The sequence below is a fragment of the Halorubrum lipolyticum DSM 21995 genome (assembly GCF_000337375.1).
Taxonomy (GTDB): domain Archaea; phylum Halobacteriota; class Halobacteria; order Halobacteriales; family Haloferacaceae; genus Halorubrum; species Halorubrum lipolyticum.
The window spans coordinates 81,267-94,561 of sequence record NZ_AOJG01000009.1 but is presented as its reverse complement, the minus strand read 5'-3'; the positions used below and the strand labels follow the sequence as shown (position 1 = coordinate 94,561).

At 57.1% G+C, this 13,295-nt stretch carries 7 protein-coding genes; 3 read left to right on the top strand and 4 right to left on the bottom strand.

Annotated features, from left to right (window positions below; translation table 11 throughout):
• Positions 1 to 40: 40 nt before the first annotated feature.
• From C469_RS16680 to C469_RS03550, 3 genes are all read right to left on the bottom strand, one after another.
• Complete coding sequence (locus C469_RS16680) at positions 41 to 1,318, bottom strand: hypothetical protein (RefSeq protein ID WP_147587245.1); 1,278 nt, start codon at positions 1,316 to 1,318, stop codon at positions 41 to 43.
• The gene (locus tag C469_RS16260) at positions 1,315 to 2,223 is read right to left on the bottom strand and encodes a glycosyltransferase family 2 protein (RefSeq protein ID WP_008003927.1); all 909 of its coding nucleotides are present in this window, start codon (positions 2,221 to 2,223) and stop codon (positions 1,315 to 1,317) included. Before C469_RS16260 ends, C469_RS16680 begins: the two co-directional genes overlap by 4 nt.
• A gap of 771 nt (positions 2,224 to 2,994) precedes the next feature.
• The gene (locus C469_RS03550; RefSeq protein WP_160163057.1) at positions 2,995 to 5,631 is read right to left on the bottom strand and encodes a BGTF surface domain-containing protein; all 2,637 of its coding nucleotides are present in this window, start codon (positions 5,629 to 5,631) and stop codon (positions 2,995 to 2,997) included.
• A gap of 353 nt (positions 5,632 to 5,984) precedes the next feature.
• On the opposite strand from C469_RS03550, the gene C469_RS16670 reads away from it, so the two are divergent.
• From C469_RS16670 to C469_RS03540, 3 genes are all read left to right on the top strand, one after another.
• Positions 5,985 to 8,405, top strand: coding sequence for an STT3 domain-containing protein (locus C469_RS16670; RefSeq protein ID WP_008003925.1), 2,421 nt, complete (start codon positions 5,985 to 5,987; stop codon positions 8,403 to 8,405).
• Between the two features lie 60 nt (positions 8,406 to 8,465).
• On the top strand, positions 8,466 to 8,912 hold the full coding sequence (locus C469_RS03545) for a VanZ family protein (RefSeq protein WP_008003924.1): 447 nt from the start codon (positions 8,466 to 8,468) through the stop codon (positions 8,910 to 8,912).
• Positions 8,913 to 9,244: 332 nt separating this feature from the next.
• Positions 9,245 to 12,406: a CARDB domain-containing protein gene (locus C469_RS03540; RefSeq protein WP_008003923.1), complete on the top strand. Its 3,162-nt coding sequence runs from the start codon at positions 9,245 to 9,247 to the stop codon at positions 12,404 to 12,406.
• Between the two features lie 11 nt (positions 12,407 to 12,417).
• Here C469_RS03540 and C469_RS03535 read toward each other — a convergent pair whose 3' ends face one another.
• Positions 12,418 to 13,245 carry an undecaprenyl-diphosphate phosphatase gene (locus C469_RS03535; protein ID WP_008003921.1) on the bottom strand — a complete coding sequence of 276 codons (828 nt, stop codon included), beginning with the start codon at positions 13,243 to 13,245 and terminating at the stop codon, positions 12,418 to 12,420.
• Positions 13,246 to 13,295: the final 50 nt, after the last annotated feature.

Genomic DNA, 13,295 nt, shown 5'->3' with positions numbered 1-13,295 from the left:
TTCTGACGCTAGATTGACAATGTTACTTAGAACGGTTTATTTAGGTGAGTGCTTCTACGTCGGTGGACTCAATTTCATACAATAGCGGCTGATATTCACGGCATCGATACTGTTGAATAAAAGACTCATAAGCCTGTTCTAGATCGATCTCATTATTGTACTGATACGGCGATGGTCCGGGATTAGTCTGCGGCCATGTAATAGGGCCACCAGCCAACTGCTGCCCGATTTCATCCCGTAGATCATCGCCTTCTTTAATCATTGCGGGGTCGTACTTCCGGTAGACATCTCTCCAGAGTTTTGGTGAGTGGTACAGAGAGAGCATCGGTGACCCGGTGAAATTTGCGGTCGTCTGGTGTGTTGTTCCTTGCCAGTTAGCAGCTCTCGACATCTGTAGGTCAAAATACCCCTGCTCATTTTCGCTATGGAACGCTGAATAGTAACTATTTATTGTATCACCTTCTGTTCCAGCCCAGAAGATACATTTGTGATCCAATTCCTTACTTATTTTCGCGAGCTCTGTACGCCACCGGATATGTCGGGGGTCTGCCCGAAGATCTGAACAGATAGCTTTCTTCACTGTTTCACCGGGACTTTCTTGATTCGTATTGTTGTGAGTGAAGAGCTTATTTACATGTATTCCGTTCACATCAAAAAAATTTTGGGTGTTTTTGTAGTTCGGATACGCACTGAAGGCACTCCAATTTTCGGTTAACTTTGGAACTAAATGAATGAGTAAACTATCCTTTCCACCGGTTAGCACGATATGTTCATGATTTGGATACTGCTTTTCTATCTGGTGAACATATTCTGTTAGATACTGAGAACTAAGACGTATAAACTCGTCTTTCTCAGAAAGTGTTCGCTTAAACTCGATATTCTGGAAGCGGTCTCCCTCTTGAGTAACTGTTTCAAACGGCTGTAGCCGGTATACGTCGTCAGCAAACGTCTGTCTTTGTTCATCCCAATGTTGTTCGGGAAGGATCGACTTTTGTTTTAATAACTTTATGATTGACTCTGGAATCTGAGACTTCAAGCACTGTGGAAGACTAGTTCCTAGATCTTCAATCCGAGATGCCATGTTTTTTCCACCGAAATTTTCAATAAATGGCTGAACCTCATAATTGGCATTCCGACTGTACTTCTCAGATTCAATGATGAGGGATACCGCTGATGTTGATACTTTAAGACCACTTTCTGTAATACGATAGTAGCAAGGATATATACCGCACGTTGTGTCTGTGAGTTCTGTAGTAGTAACTACAGAGCTTGGCTTGTACTTGAGATATAACTCCATAGCAGAGATAGAGTTGTTCATTGACCAATTAGTCGTTTTATTTGCCTAAATACCCTCCCCTTTCGGTTGATGCCGAGTAACAAAATTAGAACCATCCCCCAAGTTTCAACTCTCAATGGATACAACAATAACGATTGAATTATATGACGAAGTGATTTATTCCTGTCACCTAAAAGATCATAATCACGTCCGATTAGATAGTGGTGATATGACACAATCTTTCTTCGAAGTATCCAACTAATCTGGTGATCGTTTATTTTTTTCTGAACAAATTCTAGCACTAATAAGTCACCTTCAATCCGACGAGTATAGTCGTTTGAGATGTTATCTTTTCGTTCTATTTTCGTGACTAGGATTTGGTCAACAACGTCAACACTATACTTTTCGGTTACTCGGAGCCAGAGTTCGTAGTCTTGGCGAGCGGGGAGATTCTCATTAAATCCACCAACTTCCTCTAATACATCATTCCTTACCATAACTGTTGATGTGGGATGTATTCGATCCTTCTCAAGTTCTTTTTTATAGATATTACCCCTGTATACTGGATCATGTGTTATTGATACTTTGTCAGGAAACACTTGCTCAAATCCAGAATAGACTAGTCCCACATTTTCATTATTCTTCTCAAAGATCGCCACTTGTGCCTCGATCTTTCTATTATCCCAAGTGTCATCAACATCCAAGAACGCAATATATTCTCCCTCTGCTAAACTAATTCCGGTGTTTCTTGTAGCAGCAGCCCCCTGATTCTTTTCGTGTATTTTCAGTCGGGTATTAGCGTATTCATCAACTACAGAGCGGATGTCACAATCAGAACAGTCGTCAACTACAATACATTTAATATGATCGTATGTTTGTGATTCGACTGATGAAAGTGCATCTCGGAGTAGTTCTGGGGCTTCAAAATGAGGGATAACAACGCTCACTGTTGGAGAAGCAGAATGCATCTTATACACAAGTACACGAGCAGAAAGAATGAAGCTAACGAATCTACTGATTGGTTCCATAAAATAAAGCAACTCTGCCGCAGAATTACCCCTATGATCCCTGTAACTCAGAAATTAAAGGAGAATATATCCAAATGATAAGTGTCCTCACATTCTATTTTGGAGTCCATCAGCATTAACTAATTATGTAAACAGTGGTATTCGCGACAGGGAAGGGACCAAAATCCGACCGCTGACGGACGACAAGTCGATGGTGCTGGTCGAGGTGACGGGACGCCGCTGACCCAGAAAGTGCTCGACAACCTGATTGACGCAGGCACGACGTAAGTCGTCGTCGTGATCGGCTACAAGGCCGAGCAGATCATCGATCGGTACGGCGACAAGTAGCATGACACGCCATCAGGTACGCGCTCCAGCGCGAGCAGTCGCTTCCGGCCTCAATCGCGAGTTGTGCGATATGATCGGCGTCTCAGAGGACATCCCCGATGTCCTGAGTAGAACGTTCCCCAGTCTGGTTGCAGAGGTATACGACTAACTAGTGCGTGAATCAGGCGTACGATGTCATAGAGTAACATTCGGGATGCACTGCTCGCGCTTGCGGTCAGAGCGCTCAAGAGGCTCAGTACGTGGTTCTAAGCAGACACCGACAGCTGTCGCTCACCGGTTGAGGCGGAGCGTCATAAAGAAAAACCGCGAAGGAGTCGGCCCGTGAGGGCCGGTGGTTAGCGGACGTGGTGAATCGCTGCTGCGTTACTCGTTACGCCGCGTCGCGAGGAGCGCAGCCGCGATGAGGGCGACGAGTGCGACGAGCGCACCGAAGCCGGGCGTCCCGTCTTCGGAGTCGCCGCCGTCGTCACCGTCGTCTCCGTCGGAGCCGTCGTCACCGTCGTCGGTGCCGTCGTCACCGTCGGAGCCGTCGTCACCGTCCGAGCCATCGTCGCCGTCGTCGCCGTCGTCGGCGGCTTCGATGGTCAGCGTACCGGTTGCCTCGTCGTCGTCGGTGGCCACACCGTGCGTGTAGTCACCGGCTTCGAGGTCGGTCGTGTCCGCGGTGAACTCGACCGTGGTGCTGCCGCCGGCTTCGAGAGTGGTCTCCGAGGTGTCGAGCTCCTCGCCGTCAAGCGTGAGCGCGACGTCCTGGGTACCCTCTGCGTCGCCGGTGTTCTCGATCGTCGCGGAGACGGTCACTTCGTCACCAGCCGTGGCCGTTGCCTCGGCGGGCTCGAGGTCCGAGACCTCGAACGTGGCTTCAGCGTCGTCGGTGGATTCGACGACGACACCGTCTTCGCTCACGTCGTCGAGCGTACGGAGTTCAACGCTGAACTCGTCGTCAACCGACGCGTCGGAGAAGTCGAACTCAGCTTCGTAGGTACCGTCAGGCTGAACGACGACGTCGTTCTGAGCCGACAGGCGGAAGCGCGGCGAGACGTCCGATGCGGAGCTCGCACGGAACGAGAGTTCCGTACCAGGCGCAAGGTTCGTCGTGCCGGTGATGAGTTCTTCTTCAGTGTTCGAGACTTCGACGAGGCCACTCTCGGAGGCCGTATCGATGGTGCCGGTTGCCTCTTCGAGGCTGAAGGAGCCCGTCGCGGTCTCGTACTCGTCTTCCGGCTCAGCGTCATCATCGTAATCGAGGAGACGCTGATCCTTGACGCGGAACTCGACATCGTATTCGTCGCCGTCGACGTCGGCGTCAGAGTCCGCGTTTTCGAATTCGATGTTGTCGGAGTCGAACGCGATGTAGTACGTGCCCTCACCGTCCTCGAAGACAGACACGTCCTCACCCATTCCGGTGACGTTGATAGTCTTCCGCGGCTGGTTCGTATCCGTCGAGTCCGCCGTCTGGCGGAGCCGCAGATCCGTACCGTTGACATCGTCATCGCGCGAAGTCAGCGTATCCGCGAGGTTGTCTCCGTTGGCATCGACGAGGCCTTCCAGACCGGTTGCGCTGAGTTCGTGGATGACGACGTCACCCTCAGCGATCGTGTTGGACTCAGTAATCTCGTCGTTCTCGACGCCATCAGTGATGTCGTCGACATCCTCGATGTCACCGAGCGAATCGTCGGGTGCGGTCCACATCGTGATGTCTTCAGTGGTGGACCGCTCCTCGATGAAGAGCTCGCCAACTTCGTCCGAGTCGCCGAGGTCGTCGCTGTCCGTAGCCAGCTCGAGCGGGTAGCCGCCCTGTCCGAGGATGGCGCCGGTCTCAGCGAGGTCCTGGTCCGTACCGGCGTACTCGACGGTGGGATCAGCGTCGTCGTCCTCGGTCGAAACATCAACGACCTGGTTCAGGTCGTCAGTTTCGTTCAGATCGAGGTCGGTGCTGTCGTTCCCAGCCGTGTACGTGTTGAACTCGACGGTAACCTCGTCAGCACCATCGGAGTCAACTCTCAGGTCGAGTTCGTAGCTGACTTCGTCGTCGTCACCGACACGGAGGAAAGCGACCTCCTGACCGTCGGAGAACTCGACGTCGATGTCAGCGACATCGCCCTGGCTGGTCTCGTAGATGTCATCCGAGAAGCTGGCGTCGCCCGCCTGGCCTTCGGTGACTTCGATCGTCGTGGTGTCCTCAGCGGTCGTGTCAAGCACGCTCGCCTCGAAGTCGTACTCGCCGGTGTCGATGTCTTCGAAGTCGACTGAGTCGACCTCTTCAGCATTGAAGACGTGGATCGCATCCTCCGTCAGGATGTAATCGCCAGTCTCGAGGGTACCATCGGTGGCAGCAGCGTACGTCTCGTTACGGAGCACTTCGTCATCATCGTCCAGGTAGTCGCTCGAGACATCTTCGAACTCATTGGAACTGTTGAAGATGCTTTCGAGGTCGTCCTCGTCAAGACCGTCAGCAGTGAACGTGGTGACGTAGTTATTCCGGATGTCCGAGTCAACATTCAGGTCGATATCCGATTCACCGGCGTTGTCAACGCTGTCGCCGTCAAAGGAGAAATCGACGTCCTGAACGACCAGTTCAAACTCGGTTCCGTTGCCGCTTGCCGAGTCGCCACGCGACTCGTTAGTGACAACGTACTGGTCTGCGTCGCGGTTCGTCGTGTCGAGGATGACGTACTCGGTGCCAGCGGAGTCCTCAACGACATCCGGTGAGGACACGAGCTGACCGATGTCACCTTCGTCATCAACCCGACGAAGTTCGGCGTCGCTCGGGGAGCTGAACCCGGAGACATCTACCAGAGCAAGCTGTCCCTGGTAGACGGTCTCGCCGCCATTAAGTACGCGATCATATTCTGTGCCATCGAACTCAGCGTCGGAATTGCCCAAGTCTTGGGCAGCGGCCGGTGCGGCCGCGAATCCGACTGCGACCATGGAAAGCACCATGACCGCCGCAAAGAAGACTGCGTTAGCCTTCGTGCGATAGTGTGTATCGTTTGTCATTGTTGTTGTGTGTTGTCTGCATCGCGACAGTGTGCTTTGTCTCAACCTCATTCGCCCGTTCGACAGTGGTCGACTACCTCGTCGAGATACGGCCAGACTCGGTTGGGATTACTCGCCTTCGTGTCGCATGTTGGGGTAGGGGCTGCGAACGTACGTTAATGCGGTCAGTATAAATGCTTTGTGTGGCCTGCGTTGTGTGTTAATTAGTCTCAAAGGCCTCTCAGCGGTGTGAGACGCCGGTTTTCAGATTATGCCGATTTTATCGAAGCAGCCGATAAGAGTGCAATTCGTTAAAAACAGAGTACGAGTGACGAACACTGGATTTTATCAGGTCGCCAACGAGGTGTCTGATAATGGCGGATCCGTACGCAGAGACGCGGGCGCTACTCGAGGAGCGACCAGATATCGAACCAGCGCTCGAATCAATCCTCGCCGTCGATGAAAGTGCGCCTTGGTCATTCGACGATATCGACGTCGATTCCGGTACATTCGGCGAACTTGTCTCACGGGGGATCGTAGAGAAGGCGCCGAGCGACGAGACGAATCAGACCTACCGTGTGTCCGAGCCAGAGGCAGTCAAGGCGGCACTGACAGGTGAAGCATACGACGCCACGCCCTCCTCAGCAGCTGACACACGTATAATACAGCTTCGAGAGCGGATCACGCAGTTCAAAACACGACGCAATCCAGACTTGATCGCTGGACTCGCAGTCAGCTTTGTATTGCTTTTTGTAGCTCGGATAACCGGAATCAGCCGTGTATTCCGTGACGAACGGGTGCTTCTTCCAGGAAATGACCCATACTATTATTTATATTGGGTTGAGCGGTTAGTCGATTCTAGCCCTAATCCACTAGATTTTGAGGCAATTCTCGAGGTTCTGGGAGGGGGTTTCGGTGAACCGCTCGTGCCAACCATCGGCTGGTGGGCAACGCTACTGTTCGGCGGTAACGGGACAAACGCGATCGAAATTGTGGCGTGGATTCCCGTGATCGCCTCACTCGCCGTCGGGGGAGGCGTCTATCTGCTCGCAGTCTGGACGACGAACGACGAACGGATTGGAATCCTCTCCGTGGTCGTCTTTGCGTTCTTGCCAGGCCATGTGCTGTACTCCGGAATCGGCTTTTTTGACCACCACGCTCTCGATTATGTCTGGCTCACGCTCTCAATTGCCGGCGTTCTTTGGCTCGCACGTGACCACGAGAGGCAGCATCCGAACGGGCAACTCGATCATCTGACCTCACTAAAAACGTGGCTCGTCGTCGCAGCGTTGGGTGTCGTGTTTGCGATAATGGTCCACAGTTGGAACGGGTCGCCAATCCTGCTAGTTGGACTCGCAGTGTACAGCACACTCCGGGCAACATCTGATCTGCGCGCAGGCTGGAACCCGCTCGTTGCAGCGACGCCGGTCGTCGGCTCGCTCGGGATTGGTTTCTTGCTGGCGTACGCGCTCCACGCGCGGGCGGGATGGCAGGAGCCGGTTGTGGTCTATACACTGGCGCTCGTCGCGGTTGGTATCGTCGTCGTCGCGGGTACGGCGACAGTGTTCAGGCGATTCGATATTCATCCAGGTATCCATCTGGTTACATCTGCGGTAAGTATCGTGCCGTTGTGGGTTGGGTTTGAAACAATCCGCCCAGCGGCAGCCGCTCGACTCCTCGATCGTACCTCCGGTGCGTTACTCGGGCGAGAAGGGATTGCCGAAACTCGATCGCTATTCGCCGCGGATTTTGGAGTGATCATCGGGCCGGTCGATCACTTTGGCTGGTTCTTGTTCGTAGCCCTCCCAGTTCTGGGAGTTATTACATGGCAGTGTGTTCGTACACACGAACCGCGGTGGCTCGTCCTCATTAGCTACGGTATCACACTGATTGGATTCGGAGTGCTCCAAGTACGGTTCGCAGGAGAGGCGACTAGTGTCGTGGCTGTGTTCTCTGGAGTCGGAATTGCACACCTCCTGTCGGTCATTGAACTTGCAGATAGACCAGTACTCTTTGGCAACCGAGAGGACCGCAAACGGCTTGATCTGTCGCTCCCCGGCGGATCGTGGCAGCAAGCCGGATACGTCGTCGTCGTTATTGTGTTGCTCTCAAGTCTCAGTATTTTCATGATTCCCGCAGTGACAGACACCCTTGCGGCCACCGATGCAGAAGCGGATGCAATTGACTGGATCGACACCGATGCTAGTGAGCGTGAGGGCCCCGACTACGTTCTGAGCGAGTGGGGACAAAATCGGATGTTCAATTACGCTGTAAACGGAGATTCACGCTCGTACGGATATGCGCAAAGCAACTACGAATCCTTCGCACAGAGTCCGAATCCCGATAGTTATGCCGATCAGTTTAGCGATCGGGTCGGATACGTCGTACTCCACGAGTTGAGTGTTGATCTCCCACCGGAGTCAGCATATGTACGGTTATATGAAGAGCACGGGAGTGCAACCGCAGCGACGGATGGGTCCGGGCGGTTCCAACTATCGTATGTTACGACGGATGGTGGCCCAGCCGTGTTTCGGCCCGTCAACGGCGCCACGATCACTGGCAACGCGACACCAGATTCAACAGTGACGGTTAGAACTGAGACAGAGGTTGATGGGCTTGAAGACCCGTTCACGTATGAGCGCAGGACAACGACAGACGCAAATGGAACCTTCTCGATACCGGTTGCACACTCCGGCGACTATGAAATTGAGGGTGAGGGGCTCCCCTCTGATACGGACTCAATATCCGTGTCGGCAGCGATGGTTCAAAATGGCACTCGAGTCGCCACTGCTTGATAGGTGATATAGAGTAACAGAGTACGTGATATTTTTATAACGACAACGAGGCCACTCCGTATGGATAGATTGCGGGTTCCGCTCATTCCGAATATATTCCGATGGGGCGCTGTTCTCGCAGTTGCGGGGATCATTCTGTATTATTCGATCCAAGCGGGCCCGGGGACACAGACCTTTCAAACGGGACCGCTTGGCTTGTTCCCCTACTCGGATTGGCTGCATTTCCTCGCGTACGCCTGTCTCGCGGTGATGCTCGCCTACGCGCTCCATGACTCTCGCCTCCGGGAGTGGCAGGTGTTCGTCCTCGTCTTTGTGTGTGCCGTTGGCTACGGAGTGACGATCGAGTTGCTACAGTCCCGACTGCCGTCTCGGACCTTCGCGGTCGGAGATATGGGTGTCAATGCGACTGGGGCGGCCGTGGCGGTTGTCTGCTGGCGGGTTCTCGTGCGGTACGTCCGGTTCTATCGCGCCGCGCGGCCGGCTGATCTCGAATCCCCCCTGGACTAGGGTTGTTGAAGAGTGGCAAGACGACAGCCAGCATTTCGATCGAACCGGCGTGGGCGTCCAAACCGTCGCTGTCGGGGTCTCTGTCTGCAGATTTATTGGTATATTTACATTCACTGTCGAGGCTGTATATTTCGATGTCGGCCTCAGTAAGACGGCGTTAATCGACATTTGCCATCCATTACAATCGCCCTCGACCGGGTTGAGGGTCTATGTCCGGTCGCAAGGGAGCTGCCATCTGGGTTTGTGCTATATTGATCTTTGCAGCAGTAACTCTCTCGGGAAGTGTCGGTGTCGGAGTCTCAGCAGCTGCCGGCAACGCCGACATCCAAGTGGTGGGCGCCGACCTTGCAGAAGAAACGATTGTCGAAGGTGAAGACGCCGAAGTCACCGCGACTGTCGAGAACGTCGGCAATGAGACGGGAACGTTCACGGCTGAACTCGAAGAGGGATCGACCGTTCTCAACACGAAGGATGTTGAGGTCGGACCCGGCGAGACACGAGACATCGAGTTCACCGAGCCGTTCGATACCGCGGGAACGTACGATCTCAGCGTCAACGGCGAGTCTGCGGGGACGCTGACCGTGGAACCGCCCTCGGCTGCGTTCGAGGTGACAGACGTGTCGCTGTCAGAGACCGAGATCGCCGTCGGAGACACGGTCACCGTGACCGCTGCGATCGAAAATACCGGTGATTCGGACGGCACGTACACTGCCGATCTTCTCGTTGACGGCACTGTCGAGGAGTCGAAATCCGTCGACATCGCTGCCGGCCAGACGGAGACGGTCACCTTCACCCGGTCGTTCGACACGGCAGGCGACTACACGATCGGTGTCGGTGACGGACCGACGAGGGAACTCACAGTCGAACCAGAGCCGGCAAACGTCTCGGTCACTGATGCGGAGCTCTCACCGACGCGTATCGATCCGGGCGAGACGACAACCGTCACGGCGACCGTCGTAAACGACGGCGGCAGTGCGGGCGAGTTCACCGCCGACCTCACCGTCGACGGGACGACGGAAGAGTCGGAGACGGGGACGCTTGGTGCCGACGAGAAGACGACCGTCGAGTTCACGCCGAGCTTCGAGGAGGCGGGCGCGTACGACATTGCCGTCAACGCCGAATCGGCGGGAACCCTCACCGTTTCAGAACCGGCCTCGTTCGAGGTGTCTAACGCACAGCTCGCTGACGACACGATATTGGCGGGCGACGACGCCGTCGTCTCCGCCGACGTGACGAACGTCGGCGAAGCGGAGGGGACGTTTACTGCCGAGTTCCGCGCGACGGGTCCAGATGGAACCACCCAGACGATCGATACGCGATCGGTGACGCTCGCAGGCGGTGAGTCACAGTCCGTCGAGCTGAGCGGGGCCGTCGACCAAGCCGGCGACTACGACGTGCAGGTCAATGAGACGGACGCCGGGACGCTGACGGTCGAGTCGCCGGCCAACGTGAGTGTCACAGACGCGGAACTCGAAGATGACGTGGTCTCTGTGGACGATGAGGTGGCGGTCAACGCGACCGTTGTGAACACCGGCGACCGCGAGGGGAGCCTCTCGGTTACCCTCGCGGCCGACGGGACGGACAAGGACACCGAGGAGGTCACTCTCGGGCCCGGTGAGCAGGACACGGTCCGGCTCACGTACACCGCGACTGCCGCGGGCGAGTACGCGATCACGGTCAACGGCGTGGCCGCCGAGACGCTCACGGTTGTCAGACCGGCGACGTTCCGAACGACAAACGCGGGTGTCGAGCCGGACACCGTAGTGGAGGGCGAGTCGGTCGAGGCGACTGCAACCGTGGTGAACGTTGGGACCGAGTCCGGGACACACACCGCGACGCTGGTCGTCGACGACGAGTCGGTTGCGACCCGAGAGCTCGAAATCGGTCCCGGCGACAGCGAGACCGTCGTCTTCTCAGAGACGTTCGAGACGGCGGACGAGTACGCGATCGCCGTGAACGACGAACCGGCCGGCACGCTCAGTGTGCTCGAACCCGCGAACGTGTCGATCCGCGACGCCACCCTTTCTTCCGAGCAGATCACCGTCGGAGAGTCCGCCGCGGTGACCGTCGAACTCGCGAACGACGGTGACGTCGACGGCGAGTTCACGACGCAGCTTCAGGACGACAACGGGACGCTCGAGACCGACACCCGGACGGTCGGCTCAGACGCGAGCGAGACCGTCAGCTTCAATCGAACGTTCGAACGGGGAGAGTACAATCTCAGCGTCAACGGCGATCCGGTTGGCACGCTTGCCGTCCTCGAACCCGCAGACGTCTCGCTTGGCGAGACAACGGTTTCCCCCGAGTCCGTCGAGGTCGACGAGTCGATCGACCTCTCCGTCGAGCTGCGGAACGACGGCGAGGCCACCGGACAACGCGACGTCGATATCGCGCTCGGTGACGGCACTACCTACCAGCGAACGCCCGACGTGCCCGCAGGCGGAACGACGCTGACGATCAGCCACGCGTACAACGCCACCGGCGAGTACACCGTCGTGGTGGACGATTCGACCGTCGCGAACGTCTCGGTCGTCGAACCGCAGAATAATGGCGGCTCCGGTGGTGGGGGTGGACCGTCGGGCTCGTCGGGGTCCTCGGGCCCATCAGGGGGCGCCGCTCCGGACGACGACGAACCGACCGTGGTCCGCTCCGAGTCGTCCGAAGCAGTCACGGTTCGTGTCGAGGGCGCGAGTAGCGAGCGGTACGATATCCCGGTGGAGCTTGCTGGTCCGTCCGACTCCCAACCCGCGGTGTCGGTGTCCTCGGCCGCACTGGATCCGGCTGGTGAACTCGACGCCTTCGAAACGACGGTCGGACGGCCGGCGGCCGAGCCGGACGGCCGCGATCCCGTGCCCCGCGGAGTGGCGTTAGGGTACATGGAGTTCAATTCGACGCTCGGGGCGGCCAACACGAGTGCGGCGACGCTGGAGTTCACCGTCGATGAGGAGTCGATCCCGCAAGGGTTAGGGCCGGAAGACGTCGCCGTGTTTCGGTACGCTGACGGCGCGTGGACGACGGACAACGTCACTCACGACGTCGATGGCGACGCGCACACGGTGTCGCTGCCACACGCTTCGCCCGTTGCGATCGTCGCGCTCGAACCCGGACGCGTCGACGTCGTCGACGGGGCCGTGCCAGCGGATCGGGTTCAGGCCGGCTACGAAACGACGCTCCGAGCGACGGTCGAAAACCCCGGTGATCGCACAGCGAACCGAACACTCACCGTCACGATGGGGGAGGAGACGGTCGCCGAGCGGGAAGTGTTGCTCGAGCCCGGTGCGAACACGACGGTTCAGATCCGGTTCGAACCGCCAGAGAGCGGAGCGGTGTCACTGGAGGGGAGTGAGGTTGGTTCGATCGACGTGTTCAGTGACGGTGATGATGGCGCGACCTCGCCGGATTCGGAGACGGATGAGGATATCCCGGGATTCGGGGCGGTCGCCGCGGTGCTGGCGCTTCTCGTGACAGCGCTTATGGTCCGAATCCGGCGCTAGTGTCCGGTGATTCACACCACGATCGACACGACCCCGCCGCCGACGATCGCGAGTCCGCCAAGCCCGAAACAGACGGCCCAGAACGGGACGCGCTCGACGACGCGCATGAGCGCGTCGATCGTGAGGTAGCCGACGATCGCACTGACAGAGAGCGCGACGACCGCCGCTGTCGGGCTGATTCCCGGGAGCCCGCCAGCGCTGAGCAGCGTGAGCACCGCGGCGCCGAGACTCGCCGGGATGGACAACAGAAACGAGAGTCTGAACGCGGCCGGTGGCTCGTAGCTGCGGAACAGGAAGACGCTGGTCGTCATCCCCGACCGCGAGATCCCGGGCAAAATGGCGAGCCCCTGGACGGCGCCGACGAGAAGCGAATCGGTGAGTGTTGGGGCCGTCTGTCCGCCCATCGAGACCGATTCGGAGGCGAACTGGAGGACCCCCGTCGCAAGCAGCAAGAGCCCGATCACGGCGATGAACACGCCGCCCGTGAGCTGGCCGGCCAGATCGACGGCGAAGATGTAGAGCGGGATTCCGACGACGCCCGTCATGAACGACGCGATCACGACGTACGACGCGATGGCGTTGTCGCCCTCGTAGGCGTTACGGGGACGCCAGCCCGGCACCGCGTTCAGCGCGGTCTGGATCTCGTGTCGGTAGTACGTCGCTGCCGAGAGCGTGGTCCCGACCTGTAAGAAGAGCGCGAGTTGCACGGCGACGGCGGGATCCGTTCCGAGCAGCGTCAAGACTAACGACAGGTTCCCCTGACTCGAAACGGGGAGCCACTCGACGATCCCCTGGACAGTTCCGGCGACGACCGCGATACCCAGGTCCGAAAGCGTCACTGTCTACAGTGGCTCGGGCGGGCTACTTAAGGGACATAGATTCGTGGTCG